This is a genomic window from Ignavibacteriales bacterium, from assembly GCA_015709675.1.
Lineage (GTDB): Bacteria > Bacteroidota > Ignavibacteria > Ignavibacteriales > Ignavibacteriaceae > H2-BAC3.
The window spans coordinates 35,729-54,532 of the sequence record CP054182.1 but is presented as its reverse complement, the minus strand read 5'-3'; the positions used below and the strand labels follow the sequence as shown (position 1 = coordinate 54,532).

The window sequence follows — 18,804 nt, the reverse complement described above, 5'->3', positions numbered from 1 at the left end:
AACCTGAATTTCATCACGGAACCGGTAATTTGGCAGATAAATTAAAAATCTCATCGCTTATTATAGCAAAGAATGAAGAAAAAAACATCGGGCGGTGTATTAAAAGCCAATTATTCTGCATTGATGAAATTATTGTACTGGTTGATTCGGCCACAACCGACCGGACGGCAGAAATTGCCTCCGGATTTGAGAAGGTGGTCTGCCGGACTGTGGAATGGAAAGGTTACGGGGTTACCAAGCAGGAGGGTCTTTCCCTGGCAACAAATGACTGGATTTTCTGGATTGATGCCGATGAGGAATTTACCCCGGAACTGATTGATGAGATAACGGAATTTAAGGAGCGGGAACACCACTGTGCAGTCTATGAACTCCCCCGTAGAGCCTACTTTCTGGGGAAATGGATCAGGCATTGCGGCTGGTATCCCGGCTATGTTGAACGGCTGTTTAACCGGCAGAAAGCCCGATTCAGCACAAACGGAGTGCATGAGCATCTGATCTACGAAGGAGAGCCGGGCCGGCTTGAGGCAGACCTGAATCATTACACTGATCCTTCAATAGAGCATTATTATACCAAGTTTAACACCTATACGTCGCTCGCGGCCGCCGATCTGAAAAAAGCGGGGAGGAAAACCGGCATAAGCGACCTGCTGCTCAGGCCTGTTTTTCTGTTTCTGAAGATGTATATATTCCGCAGGGGGTTTCTTGACGGAAGGGAAGGATTTCTGCTTGCGGTCTTTTCTGCCAATTACGTTTTTACCAAATATGCGAAGCACTGGGAGCTCAGCAGGAACCTGAAAGGAGCGGACGAGTGAAATTAGGAATCGTAGCTAATATTACCAGGGAAAATATCGGCAGTATCGTTGCCAATATAGCCGATATGATCACGGCTGCGGGATTTAAGGTCTCGGTGCATGAACAGCTCCGCGGAAAAATGAATGCAGACACGGAGTATATATTCTGTGATGAGAAGACGCTCGGAACTACGAGCGATCTTCTGGTTTCCATCGGCGGTGACGGCACTATGCTTTCAGCGGCATTGATTGGGCATACGCATGATAAGCCGCTTGTAGGAATTAATTTTGGCAAACTGGGCTTTCTTGCTGATGTTGACGTTAATAAACTGACGGACTTTCTCTCGGAACTTCAGCGGGGTGAATACCGTATTGAAGAGCGGATGGTTCTGGAATCCTCCTGCAATCAGGCACCCGGAGAACTTCATGTTGCCTTTAATGATTTTGTTATTGATAAGGGCTACTGGCCCAAAATGATAGATATACGGCTTGTGGTTGATGATGAATATGTAACCACCTTTCCGGCTGACGGAGTGGTGTTCGCGACACCGACGGGTTCAACAGGATACTCCCTTTCAGTAGGCGGGCCTATTGTTACACAGAAAGCGGAAGTGATAACCATTTCGCCTATTTCTCCTCACAGTCTCACGGCACGTCCGCTGGTACTCAGTCCGTATCAGACGGTGAAGATAACTGCATTCTCGCAGCATAAGACTATTCAGTTTAATGCTGACGGGCAGAGAGTGGTTGATTATATATCTCCCGCGAAAATTTGTATTTCACGGTGCCGCAAGTCACTGAAGATTCTGAGGACGCATTCATCCTCCTATTTTGAGGTGCTAAGGAATAAGCTTTTCTGGGGGCTTGATGTAAGAAACAGTCAGATAAAATTATAATGAGGAACAATGAAAACAATTTTTGTGATGATGGTTTTATACGGAGCAATGATGCTGCAGGGTCAGGACATGAATAAACTTATTGTGGATGAGCGTACTGAAAAGCCGATGCTTATCGGACTGTGCAATTATGAGGCTTTTACCGATACCAACTTCGGATGGTGGTATGAATCAGGATACCGCGACTATGAAATTAATGAGTCAGCTATTGATGACCTGAATCCGGATCCGGAAGAAATTACCATAACTGTGGTTCTGGGTACCTGGTGCGGTGACAGCAGAAGAGAATTCCCTCATTTTGCCAAACTGATGGACTTAATCGGGTTCCCCCGCAAGAACATAACGATTATTGCGGTTAACCGTTCGAAGGTTGCCGAAGGGGATGAAGTGGCTGCGCTTGATATACAGTTTGTACCCACCTTTATCGTTTACCGGAACGGAAATGAAATCGGAAGGATTATTGAATCACCCGCACTTTCTCTTGAAGAAGATCTTGCTGCGATTCTGAAAAAGTAACCGCAATCCGGACAACCAAAACAGATGAACTGCAATTGAAGAAGACAGAAGAACCGCAGGCAGTGAAAACCATGCTGGATTCCCCTCTGCTGGCAGGTGTGCCAGCGGCACTGATATATATTGAAAAAGGAAGGGCAGTTATTGAAGAGGCTAACAGCAGTTTTCTTGAACTTGCCCTTCATACCGCATCCGTTCCGGGGAAAAGCCTGACAGAGGTGTTTGCTCCCGATCCGGATAATGAAGAATTTCTGATACAGCTTATGAAAGCCGAGCAGGGTTCTGTCACAAAATACCTTTTAAAAAGCGTACATAACCGGAGCCGTTTTTTTGAGGGGCTCTTCAGTTCTTATCCCGGTGCTGATAACGGTAAGCAGCTTATACTTCTCAGATGTATTGAGGTGAGCGAATGGTACGAACGCACGCAGCGTATTTATCAGGCGCAGGAAACCCTGGGCGCAATGATACAGAGTCTGCAGGGGGGTATTCTGGTTGAAGATGAAAACAGGCGTTTGGTGCTGACCAACGCTGAGTTTTGCAATTTGTTTAATATACCAGCTGCTCCTGAAGATATGGTCGGGGCAGACTGCCGCGAGGCGGCGGAAGCCTCTAAAACATTATTTGCTGATGAAAAGGGATTCATTGAGGGAATTGAACACCGGCTGCATAAACAAAAGCCTGATAAAGGGGAGATACTTGCGCTCAGGGACGGCCGGATACTGGAGAGGGATTATATCCCTATATTCATCCTCGGGAATTACCGCGGGCATCTCTGGCATTACCGGGATATAACGGCAAGAAAGCGGGCGGAAGAACAGATTTTTGCCAGCGAGCAGAAATATCGCCAGATTGTTGAAGACGCAGGCGATCTTATATACCGCGTGAATATGAAGGGGCGCATGTCCTTCTTTAATCCTGCGTTTGTGAAAGCAAGCGGATTCAGTACTGATGAGCTGACAAATTTCCCCTTTTATAATTTTATCAGAGCCGATTACCGCACCTATGTCAGGGAGTTTTACCTTAAGCAGGTAAAAAAGAGAATGTTTTCCACTTATCTGGAGTTTCCGGCACTGAACAAATCCGGAAAGGAAATCTGGATAGGGCAGCGTGTGCAGCTTGTTTACAGCGGAACAAAAGTAATGGAAATTCAGGCAGTAGCCCGTGATATAACCGAGCGTGTATATATACAGGCGGAGCTTGACCGTACCAGAAAGTTTTTCGAAAAGATTCTTAATGATCTGCCCGGACAGATCGCGGTATTTGACCGGGGACTCCGCTACATCTATGTGAACCCGGCCAGCATCCGTGATGAGGAAATCCGCAGGAATATTATCGGCAAGACGGACATGCAGTATATACAAATGAGGGGACGCGATCCGGAGATAGCCCGGAAGCGCATGGATTCTCTCCGGCGTGTTCTGATGAGCGGTGAAGAGACAACGTTTACCGAAGTGCTCGATTCTCCTGACGGGCCTCGTATTTTGCAAAGGACCATCAGTCCGATCAAATATGAAGACGGAAGCATCGAATATCTGATCGGCTACGGACTGGATATCACCGAACTCCGGCGCGCTGAGGCTGAAATTCTTCAGTCAAGAAAACGGCTTGAATCAGTGCTTCAAACCGTGGGGGACGGAATACTGACCATCTCTTCAGACAGATTGATACAAATTGCCAATAATGTCGCGGAAAAAATCTTCCTGCACCGCATTGACAATATTACCGGCAGATTCATAGATGAACTGATATATACCGAATCGCCTTCCGGCGAGAAATCGCACCGTTTTCCGCTGGAATCTCCGGAGCGGTTTGAAGCATTTGGCAGAAGGGGGGACGGCTCTGTAATCCCGCTCGCGGTACAGATTACCAAAGCAACTGCAGGGGAAGAAGAGTTTTATACGGTATCCTTCTCTGATATTTCAATATACAGGGAAACGGTCAAAGCGCTCACGGAGGCAAAAACTGCCGCTGAAGAATCCATCCGCACAAAAGAAAACTTTCTAGCCCATATGAGCCATGAATTGCGGACTCCGATGAATGCCGTGGTGGGGCTCACCAATCTTCTTATCCGGACAAACCCGAATGAGGAGCAGCGCAGAATTCTGCAGGTTATCAGAGGCGCTACGGATAATCTGCTGGTTATCATTAATGATATACTCGACTTTTCTAAGCTTGAAGCGGGCAAGATTATCCTAGATGAACGGGAGTTTTCGCTGGCTGCCGTTACAGAGCAGTGTATAAAAACTTCTGAGTATTTTGCCCGTGAGAAAGGGATTGATCTTTCTTTCTCAATTGAAAGCGGCCTGCCTGATCTGCTTATCGGCGATGCTGTCAGGCTGAATCAGATTCTCCTGAACCTGCTGTCAAACGCGATAAAGTTCACCAAAAAAGGCTCCGTCAGGCTTGCTGTTGCGTATATATCAGAGAACAGCGGCAAAATTACCGTACGGTTTACTGTTACCGATACGGGGGTCGGAATTCCCGCGGATATGCTTGACCGTATATTTGAAAGTTTTGAGCAGGTGAAGGGAGTAAACAAATCGCACACGGCAGGCACCGGACTCGGGCTTGCAATTGTAAAGAGACTCACCGAGCTTATGGAAGGCAGTGTCGCGGTTGTGAGCGCTCCGGGTAAGGGTTCTGAGTTTTCTGTAACCATTCCTTTTGCCAGACATGAAGGAAGCATTAAATCAGAATCAACAGCTTCACTGCAGAAGGGGACTGCTTCACTTTCAGGCATTAAAGTTCTGGTTGCTGAGGATAATCCGGTGAACCAGATGGTAATCTCTTCCTACCTGAAAATGTGGGGTGCTGAATTTACTGTTACTTCTGACGGCGCAGAAGCCAGCCGCGAATTTGAACGGGGAAGCTTTGATATCGTGTTTATGGATATATCAATGCCCGGTGTTGACGGATATGAGGGAACCCGGATGATCAGGAAAAAGATTCAGGAGAGGGGAACATCTGTCCCGATTATAGCTCTTACGGCATATACCGCTCCTGAATATGAAAGTGATCCTGAAAGCAATCTTTTTGACGGATTCGTGGGGAAGCCATTTCAGCCCGAAGAACTTCTGCGGGTAGTGCAAAAACTGACCGGAAAAGGAATTACACCGGGCTCTGCTCCGGCTGCACAGCCTCCTCCGGCGGATACATCTCCGGAAAGATCATATAATCTTGATTATCTGAAAAAGATTACCAATAATGATGAGTTCCTTGCGTATGAACTGATGCGGATTGCCTCGGGCAATCTGATGCAGTCAGCCGGTCAGCTTCAGGATCTGAAAAGAGGAAACGATATACGGGCACTTAAGGAACTGATACATAAAATAAAGCCGGTATTCGGATATTTCAGTGTTGACTCATCCATCAGACTGTGCGGCGAGATTTCGGAGGGGCTTAAGGGAGGATATATAGACGCGGAAGTAAAACAAAAAATTTCTGAACTGACCGAGGAAATGAAACAGCTCAGATTATTCATTAACAAACAGCTTGAATCTGATTAAATGAAGATACTGATAGCAGATGACCTCCAGGAAACCCTTCTTCTCCTGAAAGCTACACTTGTCCGCTGGGGACATGATGTTGTTACGGCTGACAACGGAGCTGATGCATTCAGGATTGTGAGAGACCAGGAAATTTCAATGGTACTGAGTGACTGGCGGATGCCTGAGCTGGACGGGATTGAACTCTGCAGAAAGATACGGACCGAGCTGAATGAGCGGTATATCTATTTCATTCTGCTCACTTCCAGTGATGACCGTAATGAACTTGTCCGCGGGCTTGATGAGGGAGCGGATGACTTTATAACAAAGCCGATTGATTTTAACGAACTGCGGGCAAGAATCAGGGCAGGAGAAAGAATTGTTGAACTTGAAACCTCTCTTGCCTCTAAAAATGCGATGCTGGAGGAATCAAACCGGCAGATGGAACGGGAACTGACCATGGCTGCTGATCTTCAAAAATCTCTACTTCCGCCCCCGCTGCTCAGACTGAACGGCTATGATTTTTCCGGTATGTTTATACCATCAACGTATGTGGCAGGCGACCTGTTTGATTTTTTCAGAATTGATGATGATTACGCGGCTTTTTATCTGTTTGATGTATCGGGGCACGGTGCATCAGCGGCAATGCTTTCGTTTTCAGTGAAGAAAACACTTTCGCTGAATCAGATTGAAGGAAGAGATTTATTTCTGAGAAAGGATCCTGCTACCGGAGTTTACAGCCTGAATACACCCTCCTCCATTCTGGAAAATCTAAACCGCTTATTTTCAGCTGATAATGAAAGCCTTCAGTATTTCACCATCGTCCTGGGGATTCTTAATCTCAGAGAAGATACCATAACAATCAGCTCGGCCGGTCATCCGCCGGTGCTGTATATACGGAATGACGGTTCAATAGAGCCGCTCCCCCTTAACGGATTCCCGGCAGGGATGTTCGGTGACAGCACGTATCAGAACAAAATGATTGATATGAAGAGCGGTGACTCCTTGCTGCTCTACTCTGACGGACTTACCGATCTGGTGTTTACCGACAATAGCGGCCTTCCGGTTGGATTTGAGGAGGTTGCCTCCCGGCTTGATATATCCACTGCCGAAAAGTTTACCGGTGCATTAAGCAGCCGCATTTCCATGCTTTCTTCAGAACAGAAACTGGCTGATGATATATCAGCCGTCATACTTAAAAAGACCTGACTGAAATATCAGCAGCGGATTCATAACGTGTCAGAAATCATCCTGACCGTCTCCTCCGCCATTGCCGTCACGTCCGCCCTTCTCTTTTTTGTCTGAGCGGTTAATATTGTAGCGGATATTCAGCATTACCATTGGGGACTCCCTCACATTATACTCATACCGGTAAACCGTTGAACTCTGCCGTGTGGTTTCTCTTTTGGCAGTTCCGAAAATATCTCTCATCTGTAATGTGAGTGAAAGACGTTTATCCAGGAACTCATATTTTGCCGCCAGGTCAGCGCTGAAAAATCCGGTAGTACTGCCTTGTGAGCTTACTGACGGACCGGTATATCCGGCGTTCACCTGCATCTGAAAAACCGGTGTGAATTTGATCGTGTTAGCCGCGCGCAGATTCCAGTTCGTTGAAGTTCTTTCAAAAGCTGCTCCTTCCGCCTCTCCTTTTATGCGGTAATCATACAGCGTTCCCATGATATTAATGTTCCACATGGCAATCGGGTCGGCAAGTATCATGAGCTCAGTTCCGGTTGAATAATCTTCACCGATATTAAATGGCTTTTGCAGCGTTATGCCGGGTGAATATAGCGAGTTAAGGTTTTCAATTTTATTGAGTGTCTGACGGTGAAAAACCTCTCCCGAAATTGAAATGTCACCGGTAAAGGTCTGGAACCCGGCTTCATAGGAGTTGATATATTCATTGAGCAGCTCAGGGTTGCCGATTCTCACGTTATTTGCATCGGTGAAGGTTTCAAACGGTTCTAACTGCCAGCCGCCCGGTCTTTCAACCCGGCGCGTGAATGATGCTGTTATCTGGTGTCCCTCAGCAAACTTATAACTGCTGAAAAAGGTCGGGAAGATATCCCAGTCTTCAACCTCTGTGGAAAGTTTTTTCAGCCGTTCATCAACATTACGGTAGGTATATTCTGCCCGGACCCCTGCCTGAAGACCCAGATTGCCTATATAATGGCGAACCTGTGTATATATACCCTGGTCTGTTTCGGTTAACACGGTAAACCTGTCATAAAGAGACAATTTCTGAAAACTGCCCGCTGTCTGTGAATATTCTAAAAGTCCGGTTTCTTCATCCGATACTTCATTGGAAAAAAGATATCCTGCTTCCAATGCGTTTTCCTGACCGTATGGAAAAACATAGTCGGCTTTAAACTCATATCCCTCTGAAGGACCTGCCTCGGTTGAAATCCTTCCGCCAAACTGCGAACCGCTTCTGAAGAGAGAGGAGACAGTGGACTCATCAGAATTATGCGTATCGTACGACAATGAAAAAATCAGCTCATGCCCCTCACGTCCAAAGTTTCTTGAATAGTTAAGATTAAAGCGGGTAACATCACCGCCCCGCGAACGGAAGCCGTTTTCGCTGTATATATCACTGCTGTCTGAGACGGCAGTCTGAACTCTTGAACGAATTGTTGAAAGAGAGGAGTTTTCCCCTTCGCGGTGGCCAGTGTAAAACCCGAATGAAAACTCGTCTGCTGGAGTGGCCTTCCACAAAAGAGAACCGCGCAGACCGTAAGAAGTTCTTCCCCATTTAGAAGTGCCGTCGTATAAAAATTCTGAAAACGAGCCGGCGCCATAGTAGCGGTTAGTCTGGCGGGAGTCTCCGGGGGAGAATCTTCTGTTATAGTCTATTGAAACAGCGGTTGAAAAATCAGGCATGCTGTAATCAAAAAGCATATCACCGCCGTATTTGTCATTAAGTCCGGTATTTGCATTGATAAATCCGCTCATGCCAAGCTGTGTTGATTCTTTCAGGATGATGTTAATTACTCCTGCCGTACCCTGAGCTTCAAAACGTGATGAGGGGTTGGTAATGATTTCAATTCTGTCAATCGAGCTGGCGGGAATCTGCTGAAGTATATCCTGTGCATCCATCGGGGAAACTTTTCCGTTGATGAGCACCGTGAATGACTGGCTTCCGCGCAAGCTCACATTTCCCTCAATATCCACGGTTACAGAAGGAATATTTTCGAGCACTTCGGCTGCTGTTCCGGAGAGAGAGGTCTGCATCTGTGAAACATCAATCACTTTTTTGTCTGTCATATAAGTGATGGGGGAGCGGTCACCCTGAACCACCACATCTTCCAGTTTAAGCGATGAGGGAGAAAGAAAAATATCACCAAGATTAACAATTTCCTCCGGTTGAGAAGCGGTCACCTCAAGAAACACATCGTCATACCCGATAAAGCGGACATCAAGCAGATATTTGCCAGGCAGGACTTTTGGAAACAGAAACACTCCATCCAGTCCTGAAACCGTGCCGGCAATCATGCTTGAATCGGTATGATTTAAAAGCAGGATATTGGCGTATTCGAGGGGTTTGCCGGTGGATTTTTCCATAATCCTGCCGGTTATTCTGGCGGTCGGAGCATCTGCGGCAAACAGAGAGTATGAATAAATAACAATAAACAGTAATTTCCTGAGCATTTGCAAATCGGTTTAATTTGGGAATATGTATTAAACAAATGGAACGTAAAATTAGTTTAATCGGGTCAAAATTTTTGCGTCAAAATCCGGTATGCTTTTTCAGCCCCTGATCAGACGGAGTTTGGCATTCAGGGCAGGTTTAAAGTTTACGGGCGATAACAAAAGCTGATTTATGAATAAATGTGTTACCGGCAGAGTGATCAGCGGCCTCAAGATAAAGGATGTAGATGCCAATCCGGAGCGGTCTTCCGGAGTCATCTCTTCCGTCAAAGACAAACTCCCCGCTCCCGCTGAGAGGTTCATGTTCTTTAAGCGTTCGGACTTTTCTTCCGTTTTTGTCATAAATATATACAGTAATACGGGCTGACTCATACGGAAGTGAATAACTGACGATGGTGAAATCTTCAAATCCGTCTTCATCCGGAGAGAAAGGATTTGGGGCAATGTTAAGAGTGTTTTGTCTATTGGTAATGCCAGTGAAGATACTATTCTCTAATCCGGGAGAGCCCCCCGCAGCAGAAACGGAAGTGCTCCAGCTTGATTGGGCGTTTGACTGAAGCAACGGATTGATTTTCTCAAGCGAGAGACCTGAGGTGTTGCGGTAATTTTTATTGTGCCATTCTTTGGTATATACAACGGAATCCAGCGTTGGCCCGTTCATAATAGATACAACGAGAGTATCTGCATCATTACGGAGCGAAAGGGAAGGTATTACAGACGCCCGCATCGGCCAGAGAAGATATGAATAGTGTTTAAAGACAGAACTGTCAGTTGCTGCAACAAAATAACCGCCCGGCTCAAGCTCCCACCCTCTTCTTATCCGCTTGCCATTAACAGAAATATAATTGAGGCGGATGAGGGAGTCACCAGGATTATAGAACTCTATATACTCCGGCATCCCGCCTGAGGGAGAGGCCATAATTTCATTGATAATAAGTTTTGTTTCAGCCGAGGGGAAATTTTGGGTTGCGCTGTTTATACTACCCGGAGTTCCGTCATAGATTTCGGAGGCGTACCAGTTTTCTCTGTTGCCGGAATATCCGCTGATGTCTTTTCTTTCAAGGGTGTACCACTTTTCCAGATCCCAGGTGGAAGTATATATAACACTGTCTATTACAGAGCCGGTCCTGTCAAAAAGAAAAACACCGTCTCCGCTGTTTCCCAGAGCGGGAAGGGGGAGAACGATATAATTATTGCCAGTAACCCATGGGAGTGCTGATAAAGATGAATCAGCGCAGATAACTCCATATTCACCCGGAGTCAGAAAATAATTACCGGAGATAGTGCGTATGGTCATCGTCGGGGAGTAATCACTGATTTTCCAGCCGTCAAGACTGATGACTGAATCGCTGTTGTTATATATCTCAACCCACTCCTGCAGGGGGTCAAAAGGATGAATCATAATCTCAGTGATCACTATAGCTTTTTCCCTGAAACCAGCGAATACGACTGTTGAAAGCCGATTATTCCAGATATCATCGTCCACTGCTGCAAGTGAAGCGGTGAATGTCATCCTGCTTATCCCAAGCATTGCGGCATTCCATATCTGGATGGTGATGCTATCTTCACCCGGAGGAAATGATGTAAGGATTGAGTCGCGGTAATCCTGCGTGCTGTCTGCCGCACTGATATATATCATCACCGGGCCAGGGGGAACCGTACCAAGACTGGCAAGCGTTACCGCAAAGGAAAGGGAATCGCCGGAGACCGGATATTTTGTGATGAGTTCAACAGACGTAACAGCGATGTCGTTTTGCCGGGGTGTGACGCTGTTAATTCTGCCGGGGGAACTGCTGTTCCGGTCGATTGAAAGAGCCCAGTTAGCCGCAGAAAGTGAACCGGCTTTACTGCTGACTCTCTCAAGTGACTTACCGTCAGACGCTCCGGTATAAAAAACTGAATCAATGATTACACCCCTCTCATCATGAAGAGAAAGACCATCCCGGTCATTATTCAATGTGGGAAGATTAAGCACTGTGACCATGGACGGAATTACCGGGTGATACTCATACAGAGATGAGTCTTTTGCCAGCACAAGATATTCTCCCGGGGGAATAGATACTCCGCTTTTTATAACTGCCTGTGCCGGAGTTGTGTAAACATCGCGGAGTTTCCAGCCGTCAATAAATATTGTATCAGCGGAAGTATTATATAACTCAACCCATTCAGGTTCACCATCCGCCGGCTGATACATAATTTCGTTGATTACCAGATCACCGGGGGGTACGCCGCCGCGAATGCTGAGGAATTCATAATTATCGGAAGTATCCTGATCTGACGAAGCACTGACTGTTATATATAAATTCCGTTTGCCGGTGATGCCGGCAATCACCCCGGCGGCGGTTATTGAACCCTGCTGCTGCGGTGACAATGCTCCGCCGGAAAGTGAACCAAGGAGTAAATCGGGGAGAGAATCATTATCAGTGTCTTCATAAATCAGCAGATCGTAGCTCATGTTGTTTCTCCCCGTATTGGTGAGAAATGCAGTAACGCTGAGAGTATCTCCCTTTACCGGAAAGAGAGGTGTTATCTGTACTGAATCAAGTTTCAGGTCAAAGTCTTTCTGTGATACAGAGTTCATAAGACCGGGTGTTGCTCTTCTCCTTACCGCGGCAGTTTTCCAGTTAGCTGAATCAGCTGAACTTCCTTCATAAGAAATTCGTTCAAGAGAAAGACCGTCAGAACCGCCCCAGGCGGGGGAGTAATCAAGAGAGTCCAGAATTTTTGCAAGTGAATCAAGCAGCATAATTCTGTCACCAGTGTTGTTGAGCGCCGGAAAACCTGCGGAAATAAAAGGATACGTGTGGTTATAGAATGATGTAATGGAGCTGTCCCGTGTTATTACCATAAAAGAATCAGGCATAAGAACAGCAGCGGAGTGCAGCCGTGAGGTATCCTGCCCATCGGCAATCATAAATCCGCTGAGGAGGAGGGGTGCAGCGCTTTTGTTATATATCTCAATCCATTCCGGTTCGTCCTGCTGAGGAGCATACATAATCTCGTTGATGATTATATCTCCCCGGTTTGTGTAAGGAGCTGCAAATTTTTGAGAAGCAAAACCGCGGTTGTTAAGGGTGTTTTCATCATCCGGATAGTTTACCACAGCGATAAATCTTTGCAGACCGGGGGATATGAGAGAAACGGTAAAAGTGATAAGCGTTGAATCACCGGGAAGCAATGGTGAAACCGGCAGTGAAAGAATCAGCTCACTGCTGCCGGGTATTGAGTCTTGCGAAATATCGTGATATATCTCAAGAATGCTGCTTTGTGAGTTCAACAAACCCCTGTTGGAAATTTTCACGGTGAATGGAGCGGCTTCACCTATTATTGAATACTCAGTAACTGCATTAAAACCGGCAAGGGCCAGATCAAATGATTTTGGGATTGCGCTGTTTGCGAGCCCGGGCGTACCTTTGTATATACCTTCGGATGACTTCCAGTTAGCCGGCAATGAAGAAGCGGAATCATACCAGACCCGCTCAAGTGATCTGCCTCCTCCTCCTCCCCACTGAGTGAAATAGGTGACTGAGTCAATGATGATGCCGAGTGAGTCCTTCAAAAGCAGCCGGTCGCCGTCATTGTTGAGCGAAGGGAGATTGCCGGTGAGCAGCGAAATTGACTGCGGATAAAGAGAAAGCAGGGTTGAGTCATCTGAAATAACCGCAAACTGCTGAGGTTGCAGAAGAAAATCAGTATTGATAAGCGAAGTTTCGGCAGTTCTGTCTGCAATCCTCCATTTCTTCAGGTTAATGGTTCTGCCCGAACGGTTATATATCTCAATCCATTCTTTTTCGGGTGAAGAAGGGGCATACATAATTTCATTAATAATCAGCTCGTTAAAGCTATACTGAGGAGTGACCGGAGTAACGGTGAGCCAGGTTCTGTTATTCTGTGGAAACTCATCACCGGTAATTTCTGCTGCTGCAATGAAACGGTAGGGCACCGCATCAGAAAAAAGAAATGTGTGATACAGCTGCACAGAATCACCGCGGATGAGATTGCTAAACTGCTCAGAAATAATCAGCTCTGAGGGCTGCGGGAGTGAATCATTATTCGCATCGAGATATATGGCGAGCGAAAAATCAGACGCCACATTCAAACCCTTATTCACCGCGGAGAACCGAAGTTCCCCCTCTGAGCCGGAAGGCAGCTGCGCCGGAGTGCAGGTAATCCAAACCGCGTGCAGATCAACATTGTAGGGCATGATGCTGTTCCTGAAGCCCGGAGTGCCGTTAGCCACGGAGGAGTTCTCCCAGTTCTCCGGCTGATTGCTTTTTATCAGGGAAATTTTCTCATCAGAGCGCGCCTGTGAATTGTTCGCGGTGTAGGTATATATATCAAGGGTATCATCCCCGGGACTGAGCAGCAGCAGGGTACGGTCGGAAGTGTTTGCCATGCCGGAAGTGCCGAAGGAGTTATCGCTTATGCGCATGATGAGAACTGAATCAGGAACCAGATGGCTGTATATACCGCTGAGGGTGTCATAATCTCCTTCAAAGATGACTGCATAACTCCGGGGTCTGAGAAGAGAGCCGCGCAGCAGAGAGATGATGACATCACTGTTTGAAGCTGCGTATTTTATTTTGTAGCCGGAGAGATCAATGGTCTGGGTATAACTGAGATTAAAAAGCTCAATGAATTCATTGTTCCCCGATGCACCATAAAACATAATTTCAGAAAAGGTGAGGGAGGTATCCTGCTGTGCATTTAATTGCAGGGGAACACACAGAAAGAAGAACAGAAGAATGAAATTATTTTTTCTTAAGCCCCGCAACATCAACCGCCCGTTTTGCAATAAATTCAAATAAAAAGCCAGGAAGAAATTTTAACATTCTGGTGGCAATGATTAAGGGGAGTGGGAACTGAATAATCCGCTTTTCTTTTGTAATTCCTTCAAGTATAAGCCGTGCTCCTTTTTCAGCCGGCATGATGAAGGGCATGTTAAACTCGTTTTTGTCTGTCATCGGAGAGGTTACAAAGCCCGGCTTAACGATCAGCACCCTGATATTATGGGGCATCAGTTCAATTCGTGCTGCTTCGAGGAATGCGGTCAGTCCCGCTTTGCTTGCTATATATACGCTGCTTTTTGGCAGCCCGCGTGCATCGGCAAGACTTGAGACCGCTGCAATTACTCCGCCTCCCTTCTTCATCATTGCCGGAATAAGCTGATGCATTCCGTACATCACGCCGAGCAGATTGGTTTTCACGATATTTTCAGCCGCTGATATATCAAAACTATCAAGGGTATTGCGCACGCTTGCGCCTGCATTCAGAATCGCGATATCTATCCCTCCCGAAATCCTGAGAATAGTATTCATTGCTTCTGATGCAGAAGATTTTTCTGAAACATCCATGCGGAAAACTGTGATTTCAGCTTTGCTGTTTTTGAGTTCTGATGCGAGCTGTTCAAGAAGTTCCGTTCTGCGGGCAGTAAGAAACAGGCGGCAGTTAAGCCGTGAAAGCTGGCGGGCCATTTCAGCCCCGATGCCGGATGATGCTCCGGTTATGAGAATTGTTTTATTTTGAAAATAGCGCATTCAGGAATTACCCGTTGTTCATATCCTAAATTACGCAGAAAGAGGGTAAAGATGAAAATGATTTCATGACGTCTGCCAAAATTTGACAAATCTCAAAAACCTTTGGATAGGGGATTAAAAACAGATTTTCTTGTATTTCGCCATACTAATTTCATTATAAATTTTGAAAAACTCAAAATTCGGAAGACACCCGCTTTCCCGAACGATCTTTATCAATAAACAATTAGTCTTTTCTTAAAGCCCCCTCTTTCCCGAACGTACTTTTACAATTGGATAAAATTTCAAAGTGAACTATCTATAACATCCGGGATTACTTCCACTTATCGGGAGAGAGGGGGTTGGGGGTGAGTTGTGTCTGCGCGACCCTGCGGGCACCCACATATATACACAGGGCACAAAACTATCATCAATAAACCCCTTATGAATTGCAAAGCCGGTTGAGTGGCTAACTTGAACGCGGTCTTCGGACTCACCCCCAAACCCCCTCTCTTTCCAACATATTATTGTTTTGTGTAATAGGTGCGTTTGTTAATCATAATACTATTTCTACAATAACAATTGGTCCGGAAAAAGAGGGGGCTTCCGAAATATTCTTTTTACTTTTTATAGTTTATACTACTTGAGCACCTGACGGGAAATCGTTTTTACTCGTACATAACGACCAATCGAATGAGGTTCTGAATGGAAAGTGTCACGCTACTTGGCAGAGGTCAGCAGAAAGAGGGTAAAGATGAAAATGATAAGAATGAAGATCCCCTGTTATACAGTCGCCCCGCTTTTCTTATCCGGCCGGAAAATGCACATGAGATTCCGGACAGAATGTGGAAGCGGGGGTATCAGAACTGAGATTCGCTCAGATTTATCTGGTCGTTTGAATTGTCTTTATAGTCGCCAAAAACAGAGTAAATAAGCCCGCCCAGTCCGGCAATCCAGAAACCATGCAGGGCGTTAAGAGCATCCTCAGCTCCGATGGCGGAGGATTCTCCAATGCCGAAAAAACTGCCCGACAGTTTATACAAAACCGTCATGGTAAAGAGCACCGAAAAACCAACAAGGCCGCTCACCAGCGGGGTCACGAGATATTTTCTGATCATTGCCATTTCCTTCTTCTGAATAGTAGCGTGTTATTTTCATCTCAATTTGCGAAAAAAGCAATTTCTGCCGTGTGATTTAGTGACTTACCGCAGAATTTTTTGTTATTTGGCCGATTCCAGGGGTGAATGGAAGGGGGTTTTGTGACCGGGGCAACACGCGGGGAGGGGAGATTTGACGGTGTTACTGGCAGAGAAAAACCCGCTATGTAATTATCAGTTATTTACCGAAAACAACAAAACCAACACTCAGGCAGAAACCGGGGCAACTGAGGTCATTTGATTACTTTACAATTAATGCTTATTATTCTAAGCAAAAAATCCGGCAAATGGGTACAAGTCATGAAAACACCACCTAACCTCTTCCGGCTGCTGCTGCTGACAGGTTTCCTAACCACGGGTTTACTCCCGCAACAGAATTATAATGCCAACCCTGACTCTGCAAAAGAAAAACCCACCCAATACAGGCGCACCATTGAGCTCAATAAAAATTACCAGAGCTATGAAGAAAAATACCGCGGCGAGGACCTTGAGAAAGTAAAGAGCAGCCAGTTCCCCTTGAGCGGAACCGGTGTCTGGACAGAGCTGAACCCAAAAGTGCCGAGAGTAACCTATTTTGGAATTCACTTTTTTAACAAAGATACCGGCTGGGCTGTGGGAGATTTAGGAGCACTGATTAAAACCACAGACGGCGGGCTTAGCTGGAAAGTAATCCAGACAAATACCACAAAACCGCTGCTTAAAGTAAGAAGTTATAACGGACAGATAGTTATAGCCACCGGCTATGACGGGCTTATTCTCCGCTCAACTGATGGGGGTGAGACATTTGTTCATATCCTGAGCCGGCTGGGAACCATGTTTGACCTCTGGGGCTTAGAACTGATTAACGACACCGTGGGATGGGCCTGCGGGGCAACCGCGCTTCTTAAAACCACCGACGGCGGAGAAAACTGGCAGAGAGTAAGCACCCCCGGATATACCGGAAATTTATGGTGGATTGATTTCCTTAACGAACAGTATGGATTTGTAGCCGCGGACGGAAAAGTCTTACGAACCACAGACGGGGGAAACAATTGGGAAGTACTGCAAGCCGGAGACAACCGCCCTTTATACAGCATAGATGTAATAGACAGCCAGCATATTGCAGCAGCCGGATACGGGGGTACAAATTTCCGAGGCAAAAACATATACAGCAGCGATGGAGGAAACACCTGGGCAGACGGGGCTCCGTTAACCTTTGAAGCGGTAAATGATATTAAATATACAGACCGGGATACCGGTTATCTGGTGATGGACGAAGTTGGCTTTTATAAAACAACAAACCGGGGGCAGAGCTGGGCTCATGTAACAAACGCTATCGGTGAATATGAATTATCAATAGTCAGTCACAAGATTGGTTATAGTGCGGGGAACTCACTTAAAATATATAAAGCCGAAGGAAACTTAGAAAGCTGGAGGAAGCTTATTCTGAACGAAGACTTCGCTGATGTGTTTTTTATAAATGAGTATAAGGGGTTTGTTTTAGGAAAAATTTTGTATAGAACAACTAATGGGGGAGTAAGCTGGGAGTCAAATGGACCGGGTGGTAGTTGTGTGCTTTTTGTTGACAGTCTTACTGGGTTCATTGGAAATCCGGGAGCTATATGGAAAACGACTGATGGCGGGGAGAATTGGTATATAACAAATGGTTCAAATGGAGCAAGTGTAATATTTTTTATAAACCATGAGACCGGCTGGGCTACTCGTAACAATATTATTTTTAAAACTACAAATGGCGGAGAAAATTGGTTTGCTCAGTTTTCCGCTTTGTCAAGTATAAGATTTTCGGGAATTCATTTTGCGGATTCTTTATATGGCTGGACTGCAAATCTTGGAGGAAGACCTTACAAGACCATTGATGGCGGAAATAATTGGATACAGCAAACTAATTTAGATATTTGGGCAAGTTTAGATATTTTTATTAAAAGTTATTTATCGGGGTTTATTTTAGAAAGCAACAAACTTTATAAAACAACAAATGGAGGTACTAGTTTCAACCTTATCCCTGATATTACGGGGTTTAGTGTTGCAGCAAAATTTAGCACCTACAGCGATAACATAATTTTCATCACTGGATACAAATCGTACCGTTCTATAAATGGCGGTTTAAGTTGGTTGACTTTTAATGAATTAACTGGGATAAAAATAAGTAAACTTAGTTTGCAAAGTCCAGGCATAGGTTATGCGGTTGGTGAATTGGGACTGGTCTTGAGGTATTATGATGAGGCATTGCCTGTTGAGCTGACTGATTTTACAGGAAGGATCAAAGAGAATTTTGTTTTGCTGAGTTGGGTAACTGCAAGTGAGTCAAACAACAGAGGGTTTCTTGTCCAGAGAAGGAGGAAAGCAGATAAGAATTGGATTGATTTGGGCTTTATTGGAGGAGCAGGAACTTCTCTATCAGAAAATCATTACCGTTTCATGGATGAATTATCTCAGGTTGGTAAATATAAATATCGCCTTAAACAGTTTGATTTTAATGGTCAATATCAATATAGCGATGAGATTGAAACAGAGTACAATGGCAAATTCAGATTTGATCTCAAACAAAATTTTCCTAACCCATTTAATTCCATGACAAACATCAATTTTACATTACAAGAGAAAACACTCGTAAAGTTAATATTGTATGATATAACAGGAACAGAAATAAATGAGATACTAAACGAAGAATTGGAATCGGGATATTATTCGATTCAATTAAATTCAGAAGGTCTTAGTTCGGGTATATATTTTTATAAGATTATTACCAACAGCAGCTTTACTTCGATAAAAAAACTAACAATAATAAAATAGATAGAGGC

The 18,804-nt window shown here is 45.4% G+C and carries 11 protein-coding genes; 7 read left to right on the top strand and 4 right to left on the bottom strand.

Features of this window, described 5'->3' with window-relative positions; genetic code table 11:
- Positions 1 to 29: 29 nt before the first annotated feature.
- From HRU80_00200 to HRU80_00180, 5 genes are read left to right on the top strand one after another with little or no spacing between them, the layout of a single operon-like run.
- Positions 30 to 812: a glycosyltransferase family 2 protein gene (locus HRU80_00200; GenBank protein QOJ27364.1), complete on the top strand. Its 783-nt coding sequence runs from the start codon at positions 30 to 32 to the stop codon at positions 810 to 812.
- Positions 809 to 1,687 (top strand): NAD(+)/NADH kinase, encoded by an 879-nt coding sequence (locus HRU80_00195; GenBank protein ID QOJ27363.1) that lies wholly within the window; start codon positions 809 to 811, stop codon positions 1,685 to 1,687. Before HRU80_00200 ends, HRU80_00195 begins: the two co-directional genes overlap by 4 nt.
- Positions 1,688 to 1,696: 9 nt before the next feature.
- The gene (locus HRU80_00190) at positions 1,697 to 2,203 is read left to right on the top strand and encodes a thioredoxin family protein (protein QOJ27362.1); all 507 of its coding nucleotides are present in this window, start codon (positions 1,697 to 1,699) and stop codon (positions 2,201 to 2,203) included.
- Between the two features lie 35 nt (positions 2,204 to 2,238).
- Positions 2,239 to 5,706 (top strand): PAS domain S-box protein, encoded by a 3,468-nt coding sequence (locus tag HRU80_00185; protein ID QOJ27361.1) that lies wholly within the window; start codon positions 2,239 to 2,241, stop codon positions 5,704 to 5,706.
- Positions 5,707 to 6,894: a SpoIIE family protein phosphatase gene (locus HRU80_00180; GenBank protein ID QOJ27360.1), complete on the top strand. Its 1,188-nt coding sequence runs from the start codon at positions 5,707 to 5,709 to the stop codon at positions 6,892 to 6,894.
- Positions 6,895 to 6,924: 30 nt separating this feature from the next.
- Here the strand turns inward: HRU80_00180 and HRU80_00175 are convergent, their stop codons facing one another.
- The 3 genes from HRU80_00175 to HRU80_00165 all read right to left on the bottom strand — a co-directional run bounded on the left by HRU80_00175 (position 6,925) and on the right by HRU80_00165 (position 14,870).
- Positions 6,925 to 9,333, bottom strand: a complete 2,409-nt coding sequence (locus HRU80_00175; GenBank protein ID QOJ27359.1) for a TonB-dependent receptor — start codon at positions 9,331 to 9,333, stop codon at positions 6,925 to 6,927.
- A 139-nt stretch (positions 9,334 to 9,472) separates the two neighbouring features.
- On the bottom strand, positions 9,473 to 14,110 hold the full coding sequence (locus tag HRU80_00170; GenBank protein ID QOJ27358.1) for a lamin tail domain-containing protein: 4,638 nt from the start codon (positions 14,108 to 14,110) through the stop codon (positions 9,473 to 9,475).
- Positions 14,085 to 14,870, bottom strand: coding sequence for an SDR family NAD(P)-dependent oxidoreductase (locus HRU80_00165; protein QOJ27357.1), 786 nt, complete (start codon positions 14,868 to 14,870; stop codon positions 14,085 to 14,087). Before HRU80_00165 ends, HRU80_00170 begins: the two co-directional genes overlap by 26 nt.
- Positions 14,871 to 15,551: 681 nt before the next feature.
- Here HRU80_00165 and HRU80_00160 point away from each other — a divergent pair.
- Complete coding sequence (locus HRU80_00160; GenBank protein ID QOJ27356.1) at positions 15,552 to 15,716, top strand: hypothetical protein; 165 nt, start codon at positions 15,552 to 15,554, stop codon at positions 15,714 to 15,716.
- Here the strand turns inward: HRU80_00160 and HRU80_00155 are convergent.
- Positions 15,707 to 15,964 (bottom strand): hypothetical protein, encoded by a 258-nt coding sequence (locus HRU80_00155; protein QOJ27355.1) that lies wholly within the window; start codon positions 15,962 to 15,964, stop codon positions 15,707 to 15,709. The genes HRU80_00160 and HRU80_00155 overlap by 10 nt on opposite strands.
- Before the next feature lie 339 nt (positions 15,965 to 16,303).
- Between HRU80_00155 and HRU80_00150 the strand changes: the two genes are divergently transcribed.
- Positions 16,304 to 18,796, top strand: coding sequence for a T9SS type A sorting domain-containing protein (locus tag HRU80_00150; GenBank protein ID QOJ27354.1), 2,493 nt, complete (start codon positions 16,304 to 16,306; stop codon positions 18,794 to 18,796).
- The last annotated feature ends 8 nt before the right edge of the window (positions 18,797 to 18,804 follow it).

What these genes read in the sequence shown, in the direction of transcription:
- HRU80_00190 (QOJ27362.1), top strand. Translation starts at nt 1,697, where the DNA reads ATGAAAACAATTTTTGTGATGATGGTTTTATACGGAGCAATGATGCTG.
- HRU80_00180 (QOJ27360.1), top strand. Translation starts at nt 5,707, where the DNA reads ATGAAGATACTGATAGCAGATGACCTCCAGGAAACCCTTCTTCTCCTG.
- HRU80_00175 (QOJ27359.1), bottom strand. Translation starts at nt 9,333, where the DNA reads ATGCTCAGGAAATTACTGTTTATTGTTATTTATTCATACTCTCTGTTT.
- HRU80_00170 (QOJ27358.1), bottom strand. Translation starts at nt 14,110, where the DNA reads ATGTTGCGGGGCTTAAGAAAAAATAATTTCATTCTTCTGTTCTTCTTT.
- HRU80_00165 (QOJ27357.1), bottom strand. Translation starts at nt 14,870, where the DNA reads ATGCGCTATTTTCAAAATAAAACAATTCTCATAACCGGAGCATCATCC.
- HRU80_00160 (QOJ27356.1), top strand. Translation starts at nt 15,552, where the DNA reads ATGGAAAGTGTCACGCTACTTGGCAGAGGTCAGCAGAAAGAGGGTAAA.
- HRU80_00155 (QOJ27355.1), bottom strand. Translation starts at nt 15,964, where the DNA reads ATGATCAGAAAATATCTCGTGACCCCGCTGGTGAGCGGCCTTGTTGGT.
- HRU80_00150 (QOJ27354.1), top strand. Translation starts at nt 16,304, where the DNA reads ATGAAAACACCACCTAACCTCTTCCGGCTGCTGCTGCTGACAGGTTTC.